This is a genomic window from Pseudomonas sp. 9.2(2024) (assembly GCF_039695385.1).
In the GTDB taxonomy this organism is placed as follows: Bacteria; Pseudomonadota; Gammaproteobacteria; order Pseudomonadales; family Pseudomonadaceae; genus Aquipseudomonas; species Aquipseudomonas paraglycinae.
In genome coordinates, this window is record NZ_CP155585.1 from 5,580,155 (window position 1) to 5,602,757 (window position 22,603).

18 protein-coding genes are annotated in these 22,603 nt (G+C 60.0%); 9 read left to right on the forward strand and 9 right to left on the reverse strand.

Annotated elements, in window-relative coordinates; genetic code table 11:
* Nucleotides 1–169 precede the first annotated feature (169 nt).
* Complete coding sequence (gene ettA, locus ABFB52_RS25200; RefSeq protein ID WP_007950976.1) at nt 170–1,834, reverse strand: energy-dependent translational throttle protein EttA; 1,665 nt, start codon at nt 1,832–1,834, stop codon at nt 170–172.
* A gap of 285 nt (nt 1,835–2,119) precedes the next feature.
* Between ettA and ABFB52_RS25205 the strand changes: the two genes are divergently transcribed.
* The 5 genes from ABFB52_RS25205 (at nt 2,120) to ABFB52_RS25225 (ending at nt 10,526) form a co-directional block, all read left to right on the forward strand.
* The gene (locus tag ABFB52_RS25205; protein ID WP_102686327.1) at nt 2,120–5,968 is read left to right on the forward strand and encodes a bifunctional diguanylate cyclase/phosphodiesterase; all 3,849 of its coding nucleotides are present in this window, start codon (nt 2,120–2,122) and stop codon (nt 5,966–5,968) included.
* Between the two features lie 240 nt (nt 5,969–6,208).
* A complete protein-coding gene (gene glyA / locus ABFB52_RS25210) occupies nt 6,209–7,462 on the forward strand; it encodes a serine hydroxymethyltransferase (protein WP_007950978.1) in 1,254 nt (417 codons plus the stop codon).
* A 276-nt stretch (nt 7,463–7,738) separates the two neighbouring features.
* Nucleotides 7,739–9,052 (forward strand): C4-dicarboxylate transporter DctA, encoded by a 1,314-nt coding sequence (locus tag ABFB52_RS25215; protein ID WP_085747703.1) that lies wholly within the window; start codon nt 7,739–7,741, stop codon nt 9,050–9,052.
* Nucleotides 9,053–9,101: 49 nt separating this feature from the next.
* A complete protein-coding gene (locus ABFB52_RS25220; RefSeq protein ID WP_007950980.1) occupies nt 9,102–9,806 on the forward strand; it encodes a FadR/GntR family transcriptional regulator in 705 nt (234 codons plus the stop codon).
* 24 nt (nt 9,807–9,830) lie between these two features.
* Nucleotides 9,831–10,526, forward strand: coding sequence for a GntR family transcriptional regulator (locus tag ABFB52_RS25225; protein ID WP_129972804.1), 696 nt, complete (start codon nt 9,831–9,833; stop codon nt 10,524–10,526).
* A gap of 13 nt (nt 10,527–10,539) precedes the next feature.
* Here ABFB52_RS25225 and yjiA read toward each other — a convergent pair whose 3' ends face one another.
* From yjiA to ABFB52_RS25240, 3 genes are all read right to left on the reverse strand, one after another.
* Nucleotides 10,540–11,511: a GTPase gene (yjiA, locus tag ABFB52_RS25230; RefSeq protein WP_085747701.1), complete on the reverse strand. Its 972-nt coding sequence runs from the start codon at nt 11,509–11,511 to the stop codon at nt 10,540–10,542.
* 88 nt (nt 11,512–11,599) lie between these two features.
* Complete coding sequence (locus ABFB52_RS25235) at nt 11,600–11,797, reverse strand: YbdD/YjiX family protein (protein ID WP_003228401.1); 198 nt, start codon at nt 11,795–11,797, stop codon at nt 11,600–11,602.
* A 15-nt stretch (nt 11,798–11,812) separates the two neighbouring features.
* Entirely contained in the window at nt 11,813–13,879 is a 2,067-nt protein-coding gene (locus ABFB52_RS25240; RefSeq protein WP_007950983.1) for a carbon starvation CstA family protein, read from the reverse strand.
* 159 nt (nt 13,880–14,038) lie between these two features.
* Here ABFB52_RS25240 and ABFB52_RS25245 point away from each other — a divergent pair, with 159 nt between their 5' ends.
* Entirely contained in the window at nt 14,039–14,407 is a 369-nt protein-coding gene (locus ABFB52_RS25245) for a PilZ domain-containing protein (RefSeq protein WP_085608710.1), read from the forward strand.
* Here the strand turns inward: ABFB52_RS25245 and radA are convergent, their stop codons facing one another.
* A complete protein-coding gene (radA, locus tag ABFB52_RS25250; protein WP_007950985.1) occupies nt 14,408–15,775 on the reverse strand; it encodes a DNA repair protein RadA in 1,368 nt (455 codons plus the stop codon). It abuts the gene before it with no gap.
* Between the two features lie 143 nt (nt 15,776–15,918).
* Nucleotides 15,919–17,457, reverse strand: coding sequence for a catalase KatB (gene katB / locus ABFB52_RS25255; protein ID WP_085747700.1), 1,539 nt, complete (start codon nt 17,455–17,457; stop codon nt 15,919–15,921).
* A gap of 285 nt (nt 17,458–17,742) precedes the next feature.
* Here katB and mscL point away from each other — a divergent pair, with 285 nt between their 5' ends.
* On the forward strand, nt 17,743–18,156 hold the full coding sequence (gene mscL, locus ABFB52_RS25260) for a large-conductance mechanosensitive channel protein MscL (RefSeq protein WP_085608712.1): 414 nt from the start codon (nt 17,743–17,745) through the stop codon (nt 18,154–18,156).
* Between the two features lie 32 nt (nt 18,157–18,188).
* Here the strand turns inward: mscL and ABFB52_RS25265 are convergent, their stop codons facing one another.
* Complete coding sequence (locus ABFB52_RS25265; protein WP_085747699.1) at nt 18,189–18,965, reverse strand: ferredoxin--NADP reductase; 777 nt, start codon at nt 18,963–18,965, stop codon at nt 18,189–18,191.
* A gap of 305 nt (nt 18,966–19,270) precedes the next feature.
* Between ABFB52_RS25265 and ABFB52_RS25270 the strand changes: the two genes are divergently transcribed.
* Nucleotides 19,271–19,978: an autoinducer binding domain-containing protein gene (locus ABFB52_RS25270; RefSeq protein WP_085747698.1), complete on the forward strand. Its 708-nt coding sequence runs from the start codon at nt 19,271–19,273 to the stop codon at nt 19,976–19,978.
* Between the two features lie 175 nt (nt 19,979–20,153).
* Nucleotides 20,154–21,278 carry a class I SAM-dependent methyltransferase gene (locus tag ABFB52_RS25275; protein WP_129972803.1) on the forward strand — a complete coding sequence of 375 codons (1,125 nt, stop codon included), beginning with the start codon at nt 20,154–20,156 and terminating at the stop codon, nt 21,276–21,278.
* 70 nt (nt 21,279–21,348) lie between these two features.
* Here the strand turns inward: ABFB52_RS25275 and ABFB52_RS25280 are convergent, their stop codons facing one another.
* Both ABFB52_RS25280 and cydB read right to left on the reverse strand, forming a co-directional pair.
* Nucleotides 21,349–21,516, reverse strand: a complete 168-nt coding sequence (locus ABFB52_RS25280) for a DUF2474 domain-containing protein (protein WP_007950992.1) — start codon at nt 21,514–21,516, stop codon at nt 21,349–21,351.
* 77 nt (nt 21,517–21,593) lie between these two features.
* The gene (gene cydB, locus ABFB52_RS25285) at nt 21,594–22,601 is read right to left on the reverse strand and encodes a cytochrome d ubiquinol oxidase subunit II (RefSeq protein ID WP_085747696.1); all 1,008 of its coding nucleotides are present in this window, start codon (nt 22,599–22,601) and stop codon (nt 21,594–21,596) included.
* Nucleotides 22,602–22,603 lie beyond the last annotated feature (2 nt).

The window sequence follows — 22,603 nt, forward strand, 5'->3', positions numbered from 1 at the left end:
GTCGTTGGAAGCGATTGAGCCGGACTGTAACAAACGACATGTACACAGCAACAGACAAAAATGTCGCATTTATGAAAACAAATAGTACACAAGGTATAAAACAGTCTGCATTGCAGGCAAAAAAAAGCGGAGCCCGAAGGCTCCGCTTTTTCATGCAACCAACCCGTAATCAGGCCAGTTTCTTGTGGCGTACCCGGTGTGGCTGGGCCGCTGCTTCGCCGAGGCGCTTTTTGCGATCGGCTTCGTACTCGGTGTAGTTGCCTTCGAAGAACACCGCTTGCGAGTCGTCTTCGTACGCCAGGATGTGAGTTGCGACGCGGTCAAGGAACCACCGATCGTGAGAGATCACAATGGCGGCGCCCGGGAAGTCCAGCAGGGCTTCTTCCAGGGAACGCAGGGTTTCAACGTCGAGGTCGTTGGACGGTTCGTCGAGCAGCAGGACGTTGCCGCCCTCCTTCAGGGTCAGCGCCAGGTGCAGACGACCGCGCTCACCACCGGACAGGTCCTTGACGAACTTCTGCTGATCGCCGCCCTTGAAGTTGAAGCGACCGACGTAGGTACGCGACGGGATCTCGTAGTTGCCGATGCGGATCTGGTCGGAACCGTCGGAGATCTGCTGGAACACGGTCTTGCTGCCGTCCAGATCTTCGCGGCTCTGATCCACGCAGGCCAGTTGTACGGTTTCGCCGATTTCGATGCTGCCGGAGTCCGGGGTTTCCTTGCCCATCAGCATGCGGAACAGGGTCGACTTACCGGCACCGTTACCGCCGATCACGCCGACGATGGCGCCTTTCGGCATGGAGAACGACAGGTTGTCGATCAGCACGCGATCGCCGTAACCCTTGGTGACGTTCTTGAACTCGATGACCTTGTCGCCCAGGCGCGGACCGGCCGGGATGTAGATCTCGTTGGTTTCCGAACGCTTCTGGAATTCCTGCGACTGCATTTCTTCGAAGCGTTGCAGACGTGCCTTGGATTTCGACTGGCGGGCCTTGGCGCCTTTGCGCACCCACTCCAGTTCTTCCTTCATGGCTTTTTCGTGAGCCGATTGCTGCTTGGATTCCTGGGCCAGACGATCGGACTTGGCTTCCAGCCAACCCGAGTAGTTGCCCTCGTAAGGAATGCCCGCGCCGCGGTCGAGTTCCAGAATCCAGCCGGCGACGTTGTCCAGGAAGTAACGGTCGTGCGTGATCGCTACCACAGTGCCCGGGAAGTCGTGCAGGAAGTGTTCGAGCCACGCAACGGAGTCGGCGTCCAGGTGGTTGGTCGGTTCGTCGAGCAGCAGCATGTCCGGGGCGGACAGCAGCAGACGGCACAGGGCCACACGACGTTTTTCACCACCGGACAGGTGCTCGACCTTGGCGTCCCAGGCCGGCAGACGCAGCGCATCGGCGGCGACTTCCAGCTGGCGCTCCAGGTTGTGACCGTCGCTGGCCTGCAGGATCGCTTCGAGCTTGGCCTGTTCGGCGGCCAGCTTGTCGAAGTCGGCATCCGGGTCGGCGTAAGCGGCGTAGACCTCGTCCAGACGCGCTTGCGCATCCTTGATCACGCTGACCGCTTCCTCGACCACTTCACGCACGGTCTTGGTCGGATCCAGTTGCGGCTCTTGCGGCAGGTAACCGATGTTCAGTTCCGGCATCGGGCGCGCTTCGCCTTCGAACTCGGTGTCGACGCCGGCCATGATTTTCAGCAGCGTGGATTTACCCGAACCGTTGAGGCCGAGTACGCCGATCTTGGCGCCGGGGAAGAAAGACAGCGAAATGTTTTTCAGGATTTCCCGCTTCGGCGGAACAACTTTGCCCAGCCGATGCATGGTGAAGACGTATTGAGCCATGGAGAACCTTGGGTCAGTGACAGATGAATGATTGGAGCGCAGGCGATGCCCGGCCAGACCGATGCGCGTCGTTCACTTGATGGTCATCAATGCGTGCGCGCTGAAAAAGTCTGAGTCTAGGAGCTGGAACGCTCCCGCGTAACCGGCAAAGCTACCTGAATGACCGATGGCAGTCCAGCCGAGTGGGGCTGGCACTTCGCCACAACTCAAGGCATGCTAGCCGCCCTTGGGCGTCCGGCTTATAGTGCACGTCGCGCCAGTCCAGCCAGACCGCAGGATTACAGCTTGTCCAACGTCACTCCGCCAGCCTCTGTGAGCAGCACCCAACCGGCGCCCGGCTCGTCCCTGCGCGGAACATTGAAAGGCGCGCTGGCGACGCTGGTGCTTTTGCTGCTGGCGCTGCTGTTCTGGCAGCTGCTCGATCAACTGCGTGAAACCCAGAAAAACCAGCGTCAGTACACCATCGACTACACCGCCGACCTCGCCGCGCAGGTCAGCCTGAACATGGCGTTGAACGCGCAGATCGCCCTCAACCTGCTACCGATCGTCGAACAACCGCAGTCGGCCGACGAACAGCAGGCGCTGCTGCGCAAACTTCAGAAGTCGCTGCCCGACCTGCGCAGCCTGGCCCTGCTCAGCCCCTCCGGAAAAATCCTCAGCGACAGCGCGACTGACAGCCAAGACGCCGATTACCTCAGCGATCTGGTACGCCGCAGCCGCGCTCAGGCGCATTATTTCAGCAATGACGACGACGGCTCGGTGGTGCATCTGCTGTTGCATCAGGCCAGTGGCAGCACTCGCGGTTACTGGGCACTGCGGCTGACACCCACCTTCTTTAAAGCACTGACCAAACAAGGCGAAACCGGTATCCGTCCCCTGTGGCTGGTGGAAAATCGCATCAACCATCAGATCATCAGCCGCGACGAAGCGATGCCCATCGGCAGCACCAGCGTCCTGACCCCGGACGATCTGGCCAACAGCGTGCTGACCGTGCCGCTGAGCAGCAGCGACTGGCAACTGCGTGGCCTGTTCGACCGTCAACATGTGCTCGAACAACTGCTGCCGGCGTTCATCGGCAAATGCCTGTTGGGCCTGGCGCTCTCGCTGCTGCCGTTCATCGCGCTGCTCAATATGCGCCGCCGTCAGCGTCAGGTGCATGAAGGGCGTCGGCGTTATCAGGATATTTTCGAAGGCACCGGCGTGGCGTTGTGCGTGCTTGATCTTTCGGGGCTCAAGCTGATTTTCGAGAAAGCCCAGATCCAGACCAGCGACCAGCTCAAGGCCTGGCTCGACCAGCCGGCGCAGCGCCAGCAATTGCTCCACGAACTGCGGGTCACCGAGGTCAACCAGGTCGCGCTGCAACTGCTCAATGTCAATTCCTGCGATCACGCCTGGCAACTATTGATCGACGGTCAGCCGCACAGTCAGTGCGCCATCGGCAATCAGGTGCTCGACGCCGTGCTCCAGCAGCAAAAGCAGCTGGAACTGGAAATCAAACTCCCGGACATCAATGGCCGCGACCAGCACCTGTGGCTGGTGCTGCGCCTGCCGCAGGAACAGCACGACTACAAGGCCGTGATCCTGAGCATCAACGACATCACCAGCCGCAAGCTGATCGAACTGTCGCTGCTTGAGCGCGAAGGTTTCTGGTCGGACGTGGTGCGTACCGTGCCGGATCACCTGTATGTGCAGGACGTGATCAGCCAGCGGATGATCTTCAGCAACCACCACCTCGGCCAGACCCTCGGTTACAACCGCACCGAGCTGCATCAGATGGGCGAGTACTTCTGGGAAATCCTCCTGCACCCGGAAGACGCCGACTATTACCATCGCTCGCGGCAGATGCAGCGTCACGCCGGTTACAGCCAGTTGTTGCAATGCCAGCTGCGCTTCCGTCATCGCGACGGCAAGTGGCGGCGCTTCGACATTCGCGAACAGGCGCTGGCCCGGGACAAGCACGATCAGGTCACGCGGATCATCGGCGTGGCCAAGGACATCACCGAGCAGATCGAAGCCAGCGAATCGTTGCGCGACAGCGAACAACGCTACCGGATGCTCGCCGAAAGCATCAGCGACGTGATCTTCTCCACCGACAGCAAGCTGTCGCTGAACTACGTCAGCCCGTCGGTGCAAGCCGTGCTGGGTTACGACGCCGAGTGGATTTTCCAGAACGGCTGGCAATCGACCATCGCCAACCCGCAGCAACTGAGCGGCATCTATCACCTGATGGATCGGGTCAGCAAAGCCTTGGGCAAACCCGAGCAACTGGTGATTTTGCGCAGCCAGGTGCAGACCCAGTTGTTCCTGTTCGACTGCCTGCGCGCCGACGGTCGCAAGATCCCGATCGAACTGCGCTTGGTGCTGGTATGGGACGAACATGGCGCCTTCGAAGGCGTGCTCGGGGTCGGTCGCGATATCAGCCAGCAGCGCCGTGCGGAGAAAGACCTGCGCATGGCGGCCACGGTATTCGAGCACTCGACTTCGGCAATCCTGATCACCGACCCGGCCGGTTACATTGTCCAGGCCAACGAGGCGTTCAGCCGGGTCAGCGGTTACGCGGTGAGCGAAGTGCTCGACCAGTTGCCGAACATGCTGACCGTCGACGAACAGCAGGACGCGCACCTGCGCTACGTGCTCAAGCAGTTGCATCAGCACAGCACCTGGGAAGGCGAAGTCTGGCTCAAGCGCCGCAATGGCGAGCACTACCCGGCGTGGGTCGGCATCACCGCCGTGCTCGACGACGAGGGCGACCTCGCCAGTTACGTGTGCTTCTTCAGTGACATCAGCGAGCGCAAGGCCAGCGAGCAGCGGATCCACCGCCTCGCCTACTACGACGCCCTGACTCACCTGCCGAACCGCACGCTGTTCCAGGATCGTCTGCACACCGCGCTGCAATCGGCCGAACGGCAGAAGTCGTGGGTGGTGCTGATGTTCCTCGACCTCGACCGATTCAAACCGATCAACGACTCCCTAGGTCACGCCGCCGGCGACCGCATGCTCAAGGACATGGCCACGCGGTTGCTGGCCTGCGTCGACGATGACGACACCGTGGCGCGGATGGGCGGCGACGAATTCACCCTGTTGCTGCAACACCGCTCCAGCCGCGAGATGGCGCTGAACCGGGCGATCCACGTGGCCGAGCAGATTCTCGCCAGCCTTGTACGGCCGTTCGTGCTGGAGGGTCGCGAATTCTTCGTCACCGCCAGCATCGGCATCGCCCTGAGCCCGCAGGACGGCAACGAACTCAGCCAGCTGATGAAGAACGCCGACACCGCGATGTACCACGCCAAGGAGCGCGGCAAGAACAACTTCCAGTTCTATCAGGCCGACATGAACGCCAGTGCGCTGGAGCGTCTGGAACTGGAAAGCGACCTGCGCCACGCGCTGGAGCAGAACGAATTCGTGCTGTACTACCAGCCGCAGTTCAGCGGCGACGGCAAACGCCTGACCGGTGCCGAAGCCCTGCTGCGCTGGCGTCATCCGCGTCGCGGACTGGTGCCGCCGGGGGATTTCATCCCGGTGCTCGAAGAACTCGGGCTAGTGGTGGACGTCGGCGACTGGGTGATCAGCGAGGCCTGCCGTCAGCTGAAGACCTGGCACCAGAGTCGCGTGCGCGTGCCGAAGGTCTCGGTGAACATTTCCGCCCGGCAGTTCTCCGATGGCCAGCTCGGCACGCGGATCGCCACCATCCTCAAGGAAACCGGCCTGCCGCCGGCGTGCCTGGAGCTGGAGCTGACCGAAAGTATTCTGATGCGCGAAGTCAGCGAGGCGATGCAGATCCTTGCCGGCCTGAAGAACCTCGGCCTGAGCATCGCGGTCGACGACTTCGGCACCGGTTACTCGTCGCTGAACTACCTCAAGCAATTCCCGATCGACGTGCTGAAGATCGACCGCACCTTCGTCGACGGCCTGCCGTCCGGCGAGCAGGACGCGCAGATCGCCCGGGCAATCATCGCCATGGCCCACAGCCTGAATCTGGCGGTGATCGCCGAGGGCGTGGAAACCCATGAACAACTGGACTTCCTGCGCGAGCATGGTTGCGACGAGGTTCAGGGTTATCTGTTCGGGCGGCCGATGCCGGCGGGACGGTTCGAGGCGCAGTTCAGCAATGATGCGCTGTTCATGTTCGACTGAGACTTTGTGGGGAAGCCATCGCCAGCAGGCTGGCTCCCACAAGGATTGATGCCGATCAGGGAATTTGCAGGCTATCGCGATTACTGTGGGAGCCAGCCTGCTGGCGATTTGGCCGGCACAATCACCGTATATCCACGCATGAACGCCACTTGTCTGCGACATGATGTCGTTTCATATGCCATCCAAAACCCGATGGGTTAGAATGCCCCCCTTTTCTGCCCCCGATCCTTGAGGACCGCCATGTTCAGCCGTGATTTGACTATTGCCAAGTACGACGCCGATCTTTTTGCCGCCATGGAGCAAGAAGCCCAGCGCCAGGAAGAACACATCGAGCTGATCGCTTCGGAGAACTACACCAGCCCAGCGGTGATGGAAGCTCAAGGCTCGGTACTGACCAACAAGTACGCCGAAGGCTACCCGGGCAAGCGCTACTACGGTGGTTGCGAGTACGTCGACGTCGTTGAGCAACTGGCCATCGACCGCGCCAAGGAACTGTTCGGCGCCGACTACGCCAACGTTCAGCCGCACGCAGGTTCCCAAGCCAACGCCGCTGTCTACCTGGCCCTGCTGTCGGCCGGTGACACCATCCTGGGCATGAGCCTGGCTCACGGCGGTCACCTGACCCACGGCGCCAGCGTTTCCTCCTCCGGCAAGCTGTACAACGCCATCCAGTACGGCATCGACGCCAACGGCCTGATCGACTACGACGAAGTCGAGCGTCTGGCGGTTGAACACAAGCCGAAAATGATCGTGGCCGGTTTCTCTGCCTACTCGCAGATCCTCGACTTCCCGCGCTTCCGCGCCATCGCCGACAAGGTTGGCGCCTACCTGTTCGTCGACATGGCTCACGTAGCCGGTCTGGTCGCCGCTGGCGTCTACCCGAACCCGGTTCCGTTCGCTGACGTCGTGACCACCACCACCCACAAGACCCTGCGCGGTCCACGTGGTGGCCTGATCCTGGCCAAAGCCAACGCCGACATCGAGAAGAAGCTGAACTCCGCCGTATTCCCGGGCGCCCAGGGTGGCCCGCTGGAGCACGTGATCGCCGCCAAAGCGATCTGCTTCAAGGAAGCACTGCAGCCGGAGTTCAAGGCTTACCAGCAACAAGTGGTGAAAAACGCCCAGGCCATGGCCGGCGTGTTCATCGAGCGCGGTTTCGACGTGGTTTCCGGCGGTACTGAAAACCACCTGTTCCTGCTGTCGCTGATCAAGCAGGAAATCTCCGGTAAAGACGCCGACGCCGCTCTGGGCAAAGCGTTCATCACCGTAAACAAGAACTCCGTGCCAAACGACCCACGCTCCCCGTTCGTCACCTCCGGTCTGCGCTTCGGTACTCCGGCTGTGACCACTCGCGGCTTCAAGGAAGCAGAGTGCAAAGAGCTGGCTGGCTGGATCTGCGACATCCTGGCTGACCTGAACAACGAAGCGGTGATCGACGCCGTTCGTGAGAAAGTCAAAGCCATCTGCAAGAAACTGCCGGTATACGGCGCTTAATTGCGACGTTAAACCCGCAGCATGAAAAACCGGCCAAGTGATTGGCCGGTTTTTTTTCGCCCGGATTTTTTCAAACGCTTGAATCGCTCAAGAATGGGACTTGCCGCCCAACTGGTCAGACCGGTCATGCCAATTCGTCATTTTTCACTTGCGATCCGTAAAAAACAGCGCCTAGACTGCACCCGCACTGGACATACCGGTAAGACCACAATAATTAAGTCCTGAATCTGATGCGCCCCGCGCACGGCAGCCAGGACACCGACCAGGATTCCTCCCATGCTCAGATGGTGCTCGCGTTCAATCTTCCTCCAAGTGGTTCTCGGACTGGTGCTCGGCATCGTCTGCGGGCTGACCCTTCCTGAATACTCGGCCCAGCTCAAACCGCTCGGCGACGGTTTCATCAAACTGATCAAGATGCTCATCGGCCTGATCGTGTTCTGCGTGGTGGTCAGCGGCATCAGCGGCGCCGGCGACCTGAAGAAGGTCGGGCGCATCGGCCTCAAGTCGGTGATCTACTTCGAAGTGCTGACCACCATCGCCCTGGTGATCGGTCTGGTGTTCGCCTTCACCACCGGGATCGGCAGCGGCGCCAACATCCATCTGGAGCAGCTGTCCGCCGCCGACATGGGCGACATCGCCGAACGCGGCCAGCACATGCACACCACCACCCAGTTCCTGATGGACCTGATCCCGACCTCGGTACTCGGCGCCTTTGCCGACAACAACATTCTGCAAGTGCTGCTGTTCTCGGTGCTGTTCGGCAGCGCGTTGAATCTGGTGGGCGAAGCGGCTTCCGGGATCTCGCGGCTGATCAACGAGCTCAGCCACGTGATCTTCCGGATCATGGGCATGATCGTGCGTCTGGCACCGATCGGCGTGTTCGGCGCCATCGCCTTCACCACCAGCAAATATGGCCTGGATTCGCTGCAACACCTGGGCAGTCTGGTCGGTTTGTTCTACCTGACCTGCATCGCTTTCGTCAGCGTGATTCTGGGTCTGGTGATGCGTGCCTCCGGCCTGCGCATGTGGCCGTTGCTCAAGTACCTGCGTGAAGAGTTGCTGATCGTCATGGGCACCGCGTCCTCCGACGCCGTGCTGCCGCAGATCATGCGCAAGCTTGAGCATCTGGGTATCGGCAGCTCGACCGTCGGGCTGGTGATTCCCACCGGTTACTCGTTCAACCTCGACGGTTTTTCGATCTACCTGACCCTGGCCATCGTATTCATTGCCAACGCTACCGGTACGCCGCTGGCCATGACCGATCTACTGACTATTTTGCTGGTGTCGCTGATTACCTCCAAAGGCGCCCACGGCATTCCGGGTTCGGCGCTGGTGATTCTGGCGGCCACGCTGACGGCCATCCCGGCGATTCCGGTGGTCGGCCTGGTGCTGGTGCTGGCGGTGGACTGGTTCATGGGCATCGGTCGCGCGCTGACCAACCTGATCGGCAACTGCGTCGCCACCGTGGCCATCGCCCGCTGGGAAAAGGACATCGACGTGCAGCGGGCGAACAAGGTGCTCAACGGCGAGCAGGGCTATAACTTTCAGCCTAGAAAAACGGTCGCTCAAGCGGCGGCCAAAGAATTCTGAATGAGCGCCGTGCCTGCGCCAATGCAGGCACGGCTCATGGAGCGAACACGTGATTACTACATCAACCGTCGTCAACTCAGTGGTGGAAAAACTTCGGGCCGCGCTGGCCCGTGGTCAGTGGCGCTCCGGCGAGATGCTGCCAGGTCAGCGTGAGCTGGCCGAACAACTGGGCATCAGCCGCCCGAGCCTGCGTGAAGCGGTGATCGTGCTGGAAACCCTCGGTCTGGTGCGCTCGATGCCGGGCAAAGGCGTGGTGGTGCTCGACGCGCAGGCCAGTGACAGCCAAAGCCACGACAGCGCAGTGGCCGGCGCAAGCCTCGAAGACGTACTGCAACTGCGCTACACCCTCGAACCGTTCATTGTCGGTCTGGTAGCGCAGTCGATCAGCAGCAAGGAAGTCGGGCAGTTGCGCCTGACCCTGATGGACATGCGCGAAGCCCTCGAAGCGGGTGACAGCGAGGCCGGGGTCAGCGCCTACATCGCGTTCCACGAGGAGCTGTTCACCCTGACCTCGAACCCGATTTTCCAGAGCGTGGTGCAACAGACCAGCAACGCCCTCAAGCAAAGCGCCGAAGTGCTGCGCAATTCACCGGAGCATCTGGCCGAACGCCTCGAGGAAAACGAAGCCGTGGTACGCGCGATCCGCAGCAAGAACAGCGCCCAGGCCAGCGCCGAAATGCGCCGGCACATTTTGCGTGAGGGCCAGCGGATGGGTATCGAGCTGAATATTCCGGATGACAACCTGAGCCACTGAAACGCCTCACACTGGAGACCGGCCATGAACAGTCTTGCCACGCCGTCGCACCCTCGCCCGACCTCGACGGCCCTGCCCTTCTCCCGCCTGCATGCGCCGGTGGACGACCTGTATCCGCGCCTGTTCGACGCTATCCTCGAACAGCGTATCGATGCCGCCAGCCGTTTCACCGAAGAAAGTCTCAAGCAGATGTTCGGCGTCAGCCGCGCCGATGTGCGTCGGGTGCTGACCCAACTGTCCCACGAACAGATCATCGTACTGCGGGCCAACCATCGACCACGAGTGGCTGCGCCGGATGCCGAGCAGACACGTCAGGCCCTGCACGCCCGGCGTCTGGCCGAGAACACGCTGGTGCGATTGGCTTGTCAGCATGCGCAGGCTGAAGATCTGAAGCGCCTGCGAGCGTTGATCGAACGGGAGCGTCAGGCTGTGGATAAAGATCGGCGCGGGGCGGCGATTCGCTTGTCCGGGGAGTTTCATTTGCAGGTAGCGAAAATGGCGCGGAATGCACCGTTGGCGCATTTTCTCGGCACGTTGGTGCCGCTGACCTCACTGGCGATTGCGCGATGCACAGAAACCACGCACAGCTGTTGCGGCTGGCAGGATCACGCCCGGATCGTCGAGGCGATCGAGCGTGATGACGCTGCCGAGGCGGTGTCGCTGATGAACCGTCATCTGGATCACCTGGAGCAGACGATTCTCAGCGGCTCCACTCACTGAAAGCGCGGCGGACTCAGTTCGCCGCCACCCTGGCAAACCCCGCCCGGATTTTCTCTTCCGGCAAATCGTCGGCGATAAACACGATCACGCTTTCCCGCGCCTCGCCCTCGGCCCACTCGGTATCCCAGTCGAAGCCGTAGAGTTTCAGCACGCCCTGGAACACCAGCCGCCGATCTTCACCCGCAATGTTCAACACACCTTTGTAGCGCAGCAATTGCTTGCCGTGCTCTTCCAACAGTTCATTCATGAATTCGCTGAGCTGATCGATATCCAGCGGCTGATCGGTACGCAGCACCAGACTGGAAATCCGGTCGATGGATGGCGCCTTGCTCACCGGCCGCAGACTCACCCCGCCGCCGAGATCGGCATTCAGGTTGAAACCGCGCACATCGAGCAATTCGGCCAGATCGATGTTGCCGTGCTCGACCACGCGGATCGGTGCACGGCGGTTGATGCGAGTCAGGCGTTCGCTAAGCGCGGTGAACGCAGCCTCGTCCACCAGATCGGTCTTGCTCACCAGCAAGCGGTCGGCAAAACCGATCTGCGCCTGGGCGATGGTCTGGGTCAGGTGCAGTTCGGCGTGAGCGGCGTCGACGAGGGTGATGATTCCGTCGAGCAGATAACGTTCGCGCAGTTCTTCGTCGATGAAAAAAGTCTGCGCCACCGGAGCCGGGTCGGCCAGGCCGGTGCATTCGATGACCAGCCGATCGAAGGCGATTTCGCCGCTGTCCAGTCGTTCAAGCAGCAGGTACAAGGCCTTGGTCAAATCGGTGTGGATGGTGCAGCAGACGCAGCCGTTGGCCAGGGTCATGACTTGCACCGGCTCGTCGCCCAGCAATTGGGTGTCGATGCCGGCGTCGCTGAATTCGTTTTCGATCACGGCGATTTTCAGGCCGTGCTCGGCTTTCAACAGATGGCGCAGCAAGGTGGTCTTGCCGGCGCCGAGGAAACCGCTGAGCACCGTGACCGGGATGGGAGAAGACAAACTCGATCTCCTTCAATTGCACAAATAAAAATGGGAGCAGGCCGAAAGACCTGCTCCCACCTATCTCTGCTGAACCACGATCAGCGGCTCAGCAGCACTTCGGCCCACCCTTGCCACCGTAACGGGCTTCCTGACGTTCGCGAAAGAACATCTCGTAGCTCATCACCGGTTTGTCCGGGTGTTTGGTCTGCATATGCTCGACGTAGGTGTCGTAGTCGGGCATGCCGACCATCAAGCGCGCGGCCTGACCGAGGTATTTACCGAGGCGACTCAGGTCATTGAACATGCTGCAATCCTCTGGTTACGCGTCCGGCAGGGCCTGGAATGGCGATTCTTTATCCGTACGCTCTTTTTTGCCCCAGGCAGCGATGCCGACCTTGAGCGCATAGAACAGGATGCTGAATACCACGAACAGGAACAGCGCGGTCAATGTAGCGTTGGTGTAGGCGTTGAAGATCACGTGCTGCATCTGCTCGACGCTTTTCGCCGGCGCCAGCACCTGACCATTGGCCAGTGCATCGCTGTACTTCTTGGCCAGCGACAGGAAGCCGATCGCCGGGTTGGCGTCGAACAGCTTGATGAAGCCAGCGGTCGTGGTGCAGATCAGCAGCCAGGTGGCCGGCAGCAGGGTGACCCAGATGTAGCGCTGGCGCTTCATCTTGATCAGGACCACGGTGCCGAGCATCAGCGCGATACCGGCAAGCATCTGGTTGGAGATGCCGAACAGCGGCCACAAGGTGTTGATACCGCCCAGTGGATCGACCACGCCCTGATATAGCAACCAGCCCCACATCGCGACACAACCGGCGGTGGCGATCAGGTTGGCGGACCAGGATTCGGTGCGTTTCAGCGCCGGTACGAAGGAGCCGAGCAGGTCCTGCAGCATGAAGCGACCGGCACGGGTGCCGGCATCGACTGCGGTCAGGATGAACAGCGCTTCGAACAGGATCGCGAAGTGGTACCAGAACGCCATGGTGTTTTCACCCGGCAGCACACTGTGCAGGATCTGCGCGATACCGACCGCCAGGGTCGGCGCACCACCGGCACGGGCCAGGATGGTGGTTTCACCGATGTCATGCGCCACGGCTTGCAGGGCTTCCGGGGTAATTGCAAAGCCCCAGTTGCTGACCGCAGTTGCCACGGACACCACATCACCGCCGACCACGGCGGCCGGGCTGTTCATGGCGAAGTACACGCCTGGCTCGATCACCGAGGCAGCGACCATGGCCATAATGGCCACGAACGATTCCATCAGCATGCCGCCGTAACCGATGTAACGGGCGTTGGTTTCGTTATCCAGCAGTTTCGGCGTGGTCCCGGAAGAGATCAGCGCGTGGAAACCCGATACCGCACCGCAAGCAATGGTGATGAACAGGAACGGGAACAGACCGCCCTTCCACACCGGACCAGTGCCGTCGACGAACTGGGTCAGGGCCGGCATTTTCAGCTCGGGCATGGTCACCAGGATGCCGATCGCCAGGGCGACGATGGTACCGATCTTGAGGAACGTGGAGAGATAGTCACGCGGCGCCAGAATCAGCCAAACCGGCAGCGAAGCGGCGACGAAACCGTAGCCGACCAGCATCCAGGTAATCTGCACGCCAGTGAAGGTGAAGGCCTTGGCCCAGACCGGATCGGCGGCAATCTGCCCACCCAGCCAGATCGAACCGAGCAGCAGCAACACGCCGACGACCGAGATCTCGCCGATGCGGCCCGGACGGATGTAGCGCATGTAGATGCCCATGAACATCGCGATCGGGATGGTCGCCATCACGGTGAAGATGCCCCACGGGCTTTCAGCCAGGGCTTTGACCACGATCAGCGCCAGCACCGCGAGGATGATGATCATGATCAGGAAGCAGCCGAACAGCGCGATGGTGCCGGGGATACGGCCCATTTCTTCACGCACCATGTCGCCCAGCGAACGGCCGTTGCGACGGGTCGACATGAACAGAACCATGAAGTCCTGCACCGCGCCCGCCAGCACCACGCCGGCGATCAGCCACAGCGTACCGGGCAGGTAGCCCATCTGCGCCGCCAGTACCGGGCCGACCAGCGGCCCCGCGCCAGCGATGGCCGCGAAGTGGTGACCGAAGAGTATGTGTTTGTTGGTTGGAACGTAGTCCAGACCGTCGTTGTTGAGTACGGCGGGGGTGGCCCGACGCGGATCGAGCTGCATCACATTGTTAGCGATGAACAGACTGTAGTAACGGTACGCAACCAGATAGATGGCCACGGCGGCGACCACAATCCACAAGGCGTTGATCGCCTCGCCTCGGCGCAATGCCACTACGCCAAGGGCGCACGCTCCTACGATTGCCAGCAGCAGCCAGGGTAAGTGGCGTAGCAGGCTATTATTATTTTTCATTTTATTATTCCAGCCAGGGTGGACAAGAAAGACAGCCACCCCGAGTTTAGCGCTGTTGGCGGCAAAGGCCATACCCCGACATTGGTCTAGACAGTCCATTCGTTGGCAACACCCCGCCGGTCGGGTCTATAGTCAGCTGACCTTCCTGAGGATTGCGCCATGAGCGAGCACCCGTCCGAGCGTCGCCGCTTCAAACGTATCGCGTTCGATGCCCGAACCGAATTGAGCCAGGGCGAGTACATCTGGCCGGTGAAGCTGATCGATCTGTCGCTCAAGGGGCTGTTGATCGAGCGGCCCGAGCCCTGGCTGGGCAATTCCGAGCAGGATTTTTTCGTCGATATTCATCTGAGCGAGGACGTACACATCGAGATGGATGTGCAACTGGCTCATGAAGATCACGGCCAGCTCGGTTTCGTGTGTCGGCATATCAGCCTGGAGTCGATTCAGCGCCTGCGTCGCCTGATCGAACTCAATCTGGCCGACGAAACCGAACTGGAACGCGAGCTCGCGGCGCTGATTGACGTCTGATCACTCGAACAACGAGTCCAGCGCCTGCTCCAGTCGTGTCACCGCAATGATCTGCAACCCTGGCGGAGCTTCCTTCGGCGCATTGCCCTTGGGCACGATCGCGCGCTTGAAGCCGTGCTTGGCGGCTTCCTTCAATCGCTCCTGACCGCTCGGCACCGGGCGCACTTCGCCGGACAGGCCGACTTCGCCGAACACCAACAAGTCATGGGGCAACGGCCGGTTACGCAGGCTCGACATGACGGCCGCCATCAACGCCAGGTCGGACGCAGTTTCCAGCACCTTCACCCCGCCGACCACGTTGAGGAACACGTCCTGATCGTGGGTCGGAATGCCGCCGTGACGGTGCAGCACCGCCAGCAACATCGCCAGACGATTCTGATCCAGACCCAGCGTGACCCGACGCGGGTTGGCCAGATGACTGTCATCCACCAGCGCCTGGACTTCCACCAGCATCGGCCGGGTGCCTTCCCACGTTGCCATCACCACGCTGCCCGGGACTTCTTCCTGAGCGCGGGTGAGAAAAATCGCCGAAGGGTTGGAGACTTCTTTCAGGCCCTTGTCGGTCATGCCGAACACGCCGAGTTCGTTGACCGCGCCGAAACGGTTCTTCACCGCCCGCAGCAGGCGCAATCGCCCGTCGGACTCGCCCTCGAAATACAGCACGGTATCGACCATGTGCTCCAGCACGCGAGGCCCTGCCAGCGCACCTTCCTTGGTCACGTGGCCGACCAGAAAAATCGCCGTACCGCTTTGCTTGGCGTAACGCACCAGCAACGCCGCACTCTCGCGCACCTGGGACACGCCACCCGGTGCCGACTGCAGTTGCTCGGTGAAGATCGTCTGGATCGAGTCGATCACCATCACCTTGGGTTTTTCCTGACGGGCGGTGGCGATGATGGTTTCGATGCAGGTTTCGGTCATGACCCGCAGTTGATCCTGCGGCAGGCCCAGGCGGCGTGCGCGCATGGCGACCTGTTGCTGGGACTCTTCGCCGGTGACGTACAGCGCCGGCATGCTCTTGGCGAGGTTGCACAGGGTCTGCAAGAGGATCGTCGATTTGCCGATGCCGGGATCGCCGCCGATCAGCACCACCGAGCCGTCCACCAGACCACCGCCGAGCACTCGGTCGAGCTCGCCGGAGGCTGTGGAAAAACGCGGAATCTCTTCGATGCTGACTTCGGCCAGGGTCTTGATCTGGGCCTGCTGTCCGGCCCAGCCGGTGCGCCCGCTCGGGGCGGCGGCACCGCCGCTCTCGACCATGGTTTCGGTCAGGGTGTTCCAGGCGCCGCATTCGCCGCACTGCCCGGCCCACTTGGGAAAGGTTGCGCCGCACTCGGTGCAGCCATACATGCGCTTGGCCTTGGCCATCTGAACCCCCGGCAAAAACCGCGATGATAACGCAGCCATCGTCGATCAGCGCGGCGCGTCGGGACGGATTTCTCCGCGGGCCAGACGCACGGCGCTGCTGCCGGTCAGTCCCCGGCAATTGCCGGGGCTTGAAAGGGTCGCTGTCAGTCGACCAGTTTGGCGGCCAAGGCCTTGACCCGATCCAGGTCACCCTTGGCCACTTTGGTCACACCGGCGCCGTACTCCGGATCCGCCTTATAAAGGAAGGACAGCATGATGTGCTTGCTCTCGTCATCGGCGCCCGCCAGCGAACCGCCAAAGCTTTCGATCAGATCCTGGCGTTCCTTCTTGCTGAACGAGCGATACAGATCACCGGCCTGTTTGAAGTTCTGTTCGCGCTGGATCTTCGCCTGTTGCGTGCTGCCCTGCAGCGCGGTCTGGCTGTATCGCGCAGCCGGGGTCTCTTCACGCGGCTGCAGACGGCTTGGCTCATAGTTGATGCCCGAGGTGCTCGCACCGGCATTCATCGCGCCATCCTGATTGCCATTGTTGACGGCGGTTTTGGCGGCATTGATCGGCAATTGCAGGGCGTTGGCGCCAAGGCGATACATCTGGGTGTCGGCATAGGCAAATATCCGGCCTTGCAGCAGACGGTCCTCCGAGGGCTCGATACCTGGCACCACATTCGATGGAGCCATGGCCACTTGTTCGGTTTCCTGGAAAACATTAGCAGGATTGCGGTTCAAGACCATTTGTCCAACTTTTCGCTCCGGAACACCTGGCCAGATCTTGGTTGCATCAAGAGGATCGAAATCAAACTTGGACAAATCTTGCGGATTCAAGACCTGGATGTACAAGTCCCACTTGGGAAAGTTACCTTTGTTAATATTTGTTACTAAATCGTGAGTCATGTGACTGTAATCCCGGCCCTGAACTTGCACAACTTGTTGCGGATCGAGATTCTTGATGCCTTGCAAACTTTTCCAGTGAAACTTCACGTAATGGACTTCGCCTTTGGCATTGACCAACTTGTAGGCGTGCACACTATTGCCGTCCATCTCCCGATAACTGGCCGGGGTTCCCGAGTTGGAATACAGCTCAGTCAAAGTACGGGTGGCTTCCGGTACATGAGAGAAGAAGTCGAAGCGGCGCGAGTCATCGTCAAGGTTGGTGCGAGGATCGGGCTTGAAGGCATGCACCATGTCCGGGAACTTGATCGCATCGCGGATGAAAAACGTCGGGAAGTTATTGCCCACCAGATCCCAGTTGCCATCGGCGGTGTAGAACTTGGTCGCGAAACCCCGTGGGTCACGCAGGGTTTCCGGGGAATGGTTGCCGTGAACCACCGCCGAGAAACGCACGAACACCGGCGTGACCTGGCCGGTGGTAAACACCTTGGCCTTGCTCAGATCGCTCAGATCGTTGGTCGCAGTGAACGTACCATGGGCACCAGTGCCTCGGGCATGCACAACGCGTTCGGGAATGCGCTCGCGGTCGAAGCGTTGCAGCTTCTGGATCAGTTGCACGTCCTGCAACAGTACCGGGCCGTTGGCGCCGGCGGTTTGCGAGTTCTGGTTGTCGCCGACCGCCGCACCGTTGTCACGGGTCAGCGGCGCGGCATTCACGGAAAGGGTCAACAGGCTGGCGGCCAATACACCAACGGTGCGACGGGGAGTAATCCCTGAGCCAAGTGTGGAATTCATTTCAGGTTCCTCTGTTTTTTTGAGGCGCATCCAGGTGCGCCAGACAGAGGCTAGAAGCTCGATTCGCCAAACCTAAATAGAAAGATCACAACGCCGTGATTGAATATTTTTTCTTCGGAATCAGCGGCTTGAGGCGTATTCCGCGCGCGATTAGTGGCACTTTGCAAACTAATTGCGAAATGGTGTGTCGATAAAAACAGGCTTTGTAAGAAGGTGTTACGCGCAGGACGCGTTATGCTGATTTACACTGCGTACACCAAACTCATCTGTAACAAGGAAATAACTATGGGCGTGCTCAGCGAGTTCAAGGCCTTCGCGGTCAAAGGCAATGTGGTCGACATGGCCGTCGGTATCATCATCGGCGCGGCCTTCGGCAAAATCGTTTCGTCGTTTGTCGGCGACGTGATCATGCCGCCCATCGGCCTTCTGATCGGCGGCGTGGACTTCAGTGACCTTGCCATCACGCTGAAAGCTGCCGAGGGCACTGCCCCTGCGGTGGTGCTGGCCTACGGCAAATTCATCCAGAGCGTTCTTGACTTCGTGATCGTCGCCTTCGCGATTTTCATGGGCGTCAAAGCCATCAACCGCCTCAAGCGCGAAGAAGCCGTGGCGCCTACCTTGCCGCCGGTACCGACCAAGGAAGAAGAACTGCTGGGCGAGATCCGCGATCTGCTCAAGGCCCAGAACAACCGGCCTTGAAGATTGAAACGGCGCCTGAGGGCGCCGTTTTCTTACCAGTAGTTTTCCACCGCCACCTGTCCCGGGCGCCGGGTCAGACTCAAGGCCATGCCGCGTTGCTTGAGCAAGGCCCGGGTGTCGTCGATCATCTGCGGATTACCGCAGAGCATGACCCGCGAATGCTCCGGGGTCAGCTCGACGCCTGCCATCCTCTCCAGCTCGCCATTCTCGATCAGCGTCGTGATGCGTCCGTTGAGGGCGCCGGCATAAGGCTCGCGGGTGACCACCGGAATGAACTGGAATTTATGCGCATATTCAGCCAGGTAGTCACGCTGAGTCAGCTCGGCAATCAGCGGTTGATAAGCCAGTTCCCGAGCCTCCCGCACGCTGTAGACCAGGATGATTCGCTCAAACTTTTCCCAGACCTCGAAGTCCTGCAGGATCGAAAGAAACGGTGCCACCCCCGTACCTGTGGATAGCAGCCAGAGATCCCGACCATCGACAAAACGGTCCAGCGTCAGATAACCAAAGGCCTGACGCTCGATCAGCAAGGTATCCCCTGCTTTCAGCCGGCTCAGTTCGCTGGTGAACTCACCGCCCGGCACTACGATGGAAAAAAATTCGAGAAACTCATCGAACGGCGAAGACACCATCGAGTAGGCGCGCCACACCGTACTGCCGTCCGGGCGCGTCACGCCAATCCGCGCGAATTGCCCGGCGCGGAAGCGGAAACCGGCATCCCGCGTGGTACGCAGGGTGAACAGGTTCGGGGTCAGCGGTTGCACATCGAGTAATGTCTGGCGGCTGAATTTTTCGCTGCTGGCGGTCATCGGTTCACTCCATCAACAATAATTCGATTGTTACGCATAATTGCACGATGAAACACCGATAGTTTGTGATGGAATCTCAAAGTGCCACTAGTTTTAAAACTCTAAAATAGTCAACCTGAAGTCAGAATTATTTAAATGATCTCCCACATATAAAGACTTGTTCAGAGATATTCCAAATAGGAGCACTTACCAAGAACAAAAAAATCCAAACACTTTTGTAGGAAGCGTCCTACACTCGAATCCGTGCCACCACATTGGATCCAATACGGCGCCCCCCGCGGATTATTATTTTGGAGAACACTCAAATGGAAAGGTGGAAGGAGTACCAGATAGAACAGATCACGCGCGCGAAGGAAATCGAGAATGCATTTCCGATTCTGAGCACGTTTGCCAGGAACCTCGGCTTTCAGTTTTGCGGCATTAAAGTTTCCCGGCCTGGCTTCCCGTCATTCAACGCGTTCCATATCAATAACTTCACAACGGCGTGGAACGACGAATACGAAAAAACTTACGCAAAGGACGACCCGATAACAGCCTATTGCGATCGCTCCATGCTGCCGTTTCTCTGGAGCAGGAAAGCCTTCTCGAAGGCTCCGCTGATGTGGAGTGCGCTTCAAAATCACGGGATGGAACATGGTTGGTCGCAGTCATATCACGATGAGAAAAATGACTTGTGCTGTACAATCAGCCTGGCCCGAACCCACTGCGAAATTTTTGCCCTGGAGCTGTACAACGAGTACGGCGTATTGCAATACGTCTTGCAGCATTTGTGTGAGTTGTTCCTCATTGCCTGCCCGGCAACGCTGGCCAAGCCTCCGCCTGTGCGATTGTCCACTCGAGAGCTTGAAATCGTAAGGCTGTGCGCCCTTGGCAAAACATCCTGGGAAATCGGCCGGATCCTGAGTATCGCTGAAAGCACCGTGAACTATCACACCAAGAACCTGATCACCAAATTCAACGCCTGCAACAAGATGTCAGCCGTCATCGCCGCCGCCAAGGCCGGATATCTCTAGGCCGCCCTCTTCCACTGCACTGAAATCAGACGAGTATTACCAACAAAAAAAACGTACCATTTGCAGCCTTCCTGAGTGATGTCGTGAGCATTCACGCCGCTGTCCACTCGGTCGGTTCCGCCGCACGACACCCTGGGCCGCGGGACATCCGTCGATTACCCAGAGTCCCCGCCCCATGCCTTTGCTCGATACGCCCTTCGCCCAGCTTGATCTGATCCGCCAGCCCGAACAGCAGAACGAACCGCTGCAAGCCTTCGATGCGGCCGACGAATACCTGCTCAATCATCTGGCCGAACAGAATCTGCCGGCGAATACCCGAGTATTGGTGCTCAACGACAGTTTCGGCGCATTGGCCATCAGCCTCTCGGGCAAGGTGCAGGTCAGCACCAGCGGTGATTCGTTCCTGGCGTTTCAGGGGCTGGAAAAGAACCTGCTGCGTAACGGTCAGGCATTCGATGCGCTGCGCGGTATTCCCGCCAGCGAGCCCTTGGCCGGGCCGTTCGACCGGGTGCTGATCCGCATCCCGAAAACCCTGGCACTCCTGGAAGAACAACTGATTCGCTTGCAGGGTCAATTGGCACCCGGCGCTCAGGTGGTAGCAGCGGCGATGGTCAAGCATTTGCCTCGTGCCGCAGGTGACCTGCTGGAACGCTACATCGGCCCGGTTCAGGCTTCGCTGGCTGTGAAAAAGGCCCGATTGCTGATCGCCACGCCCGAGGCCAAGACACCCGCCGTCTCGCCCTACCCGACCCGCTATCGCCTCGACGAGCCAGCCATCGAACTGCTCAACCACGCGAACGTGTTCTGCCGTGAAGGGCTGGACATCGGCACCCGCGCCTTCCTTCCGCACCTGCCGAAAAACCTCGGTTCGGCACGAGTCGCAGACCTCGGCTGCGGCAACGGCGTACTGGCCATCGCCAGCGCCCTGCAAAACCCCGACGCGCATTACACGCTGTTGGATGAATCGTTCATGGCCGTGCAATCGGCGGCCGAAAACTGGCGCGCGGCGCTGGGTGAACGTGAAGTGATCGTGCGCGCCGGCGACGGTCTGGCCGGCCAGGAAGCGCAATCGCTGGACGTAGTCTTGTGCAACCCGCCATTCCACCAGCAACAGGTGGTCGGCGATTTCCTTGCCTGGCGCATGTTCCAGCAGGCCCGCGAAGCGCTGGTGGTAGGTGGCGCGCTGTACATCGTCGGCAACCGTCACCTGGGCTATCACAGCAAACTGGCGCGACTGTTCCGCGGTGTCGAGCAAGTCGCGGCTACGCCGAAGTTCGTGATCCTCAAGGCGCGCAAATAATCCGGGCAAAAAAAAACCCTCCGGTCGGAGGGTCAAAAATCCGTGCCGCAAGGCAGCGGGATGGGAAGTCTCAGTGCGTGGTCAGACCTGCGGCGTTCATGAACATGCGCATCAGGCTGGCGACGATGAACAAAGCACCGACGCTGCCGACCCAGATCATGGCCAACCAGCCGAGCCGCTGCCACAGCGGCTTTTTTTCGGCTTCTTCAATGTCGTGCAGGGAATGTTTGCCAGTCATTTTCTTTAAACCTCTTCAAGATGGATGGCGCCGCTCCCGACGCCATCGCGAGCAAGCTCGCTCCCACAGGTTTTTGCTTAGTGATAACCGTCTTCGTGGGTCACCTTGCCGCGGAACACGTAGTAGCTCCAGAAGGTGTAACCCAGGATGAACGGGATGATGAACAGCGTGCCCACCAGCATGAAGCCTTGGCTTTGCGGCGGTGCGGCGGCGTCCCAGATCGAGATCGACGGCGGCACGATGTTCGGCCACAGGCTGATGCCCAGACCGCTGTAGCCGAGGAAGATCAGCACCAAGGTCAGCAGGAACGGCATGTAGTTGGCATTACGTGCCACCGCGCGAATCAGACCGTACATCGTCACCAGCACCAGAATCGGCACCGGCATGAACCAGAACAGATTCGGCATGCTGAACCAGCGCGTCGCAATTTCCGGATGGGCCAGCGGCGTCCACAGACTGACGACACCGATCACCGCCAACAGCACGAAGGCCAGAGGACGCGCCAGGTCATGCATCTGTTCCTGAAGCTTGCCTTCGGTCTTCATGATCAGCCAGGTACAGCCGAGCAAGGCATACGCCACCACCAGCGCGGCGCCGCAGAACAGCGTGAACGGCGTCAGCCAGTCCAGTGAGCCGCCGGCGTATTGCCGGTTGACCACGGGCAAGCCGTCGATGAACGCACCAAGTGCCACACCCTGGAAGAACGTCGCGGCCACCGAACCACCAATGAACGCCTTGTCCCACAGGTGACGCTTGTCGTCCTTGGCCTTGAAGCGGAACTCGAACGCCACGCCGCGGAAAATCAGCCCGATCAGCATGAAGATCAACGGCAGGTACAGCGCCGACAGCACCACCGAATAGGCCAGCGGGAACGCACCGAACAACGCAGCGCCGCCCAGTACCAGCCAGGTTTCATTGCCGTCCCATACCGGGGCGACGGTGTTCATCATCACGTCACGGTCGACTTTGCCTGGGATGAACGGGAAGAGAATCCCGATCCCCAGGTCGAAACCGTCCATGACCACGTACATCATGATCCCGAAGATGATGATCACGGCCCAGATCAGCGGAAGATCAATACCCATGA

What these genes read in the sequence shown, in the direction of transcription:
- ettA (WP_007950976.1), bottom strand. Translation starts at nt 1,834, where the DNA reads ATGGCTCAATACGTCTTCACCATGCATCGGCTGGGCAAAGTTGTTCCG.
- glyA (WP_007950978.1), top strand. Translation starts at nt 6,209, where the DNA reads ATGTTCAGCCGTGATTTGACTATTGCCAAGTACGACGCCGATCTTTTT.
- ABFB52_RS25215 (WP_085747703.1), top strand. Translation starts at nt 7,739, where the DNA reads ATGCTCAGATGGTGCTCGCGTTCAATCTTCCTCCAAGTGGTTCTCGGA.
- ABFB52_RS25225 (WP_129972804.1), top strand. Translation starts at nt 9,831, where the DNA reads ATGAACAGTCTTGCCACGCCGTCGCACCCTCGCCCGACCTCGACGGCC.
- ABFB52_RS25235 (WP_003228401.1), bottom strand. Translation starts at nt 11,797, where the DNA reads ATGTTCAATGACCTGAGTCGCCTCGGTAAATACCTCGGTCAGGCCGCG.
- ABFB52_RS25240 (WP_007950983.1), bottom strand. Translation starts at nt 13,879, where the DNA reads ATGAAAAATAATAATAGCCTGCTACGCCACTTACCCTGGCTGCTGCTG.
- ABFB52_RS25245 (WP_085608710.1), top strand. Translation starts at nt 14,039, where the DNA reads ATGAGCGAGCACCCGTCCGAGCGTCGCCGCTTCAAACGTATCGCGTTC.
- radA (WP_007950985.1), bottom strand. Translation starts at nt 15,775, where the DNA reads ATGGCCAAGGCCAAGCGCATGTATGGCTGCACCGAGTGCGGCGCAACC.
- katB (WP_085747700.1), bottom strand. Translation starts at nt 17,457, where the DNA reads ATGAATTCCACACTTGGCTCAGGGATTACTCCCCGTCGCACCGTTGGT.
- mscL (WP_085608712.1), top strand. Translation starts at nt 17,743, where the DNA reads ATGGGCGTGCTCAGCGAGTTCAAGGCCTTCGCGGTCAAAGGCAATGTG.
- ABFB52_RS25265 (WP_085747699.1), bottom strand. Translation starts at nt 18,965, where the DNA reads ATGACCGCCAGCAGCGAAAAATTCAGCCGCCAGACATTACTCGATGTG.
- ABFB52_RS25270 (WP_085747698.1), top strand. Translation starts at nt 19,271, where the DNA reads ATGGAAAGGTGGAAGGAGTACCAGATAGAACAGATCACGCGCGCGAAG.
- ABFB52_RS25275 (WP_129972803.1), top strand. Translation starts at nt 20,154, where the DNA reads ATGCCTTTGCTCGATACGCCCTTCGCCCAGCTTGATCTGATCCGCCAG.
- ABFB52_RS25280 (WP_007950992.1), bottom strand. Translation starts at nt 21,516, where the DNA reads ATGACTGGCAAACATTCCCTGCACGACATTGAAGAAGCCGAAAAAAAG.
- cydB (WP_085747696.1), bottom strand. Translation starts at nt 22,601, where the DNA reads ATGGGTATTGATCTTCCGCTGATCTGGGCCGTGATCATCATCTTCGGG.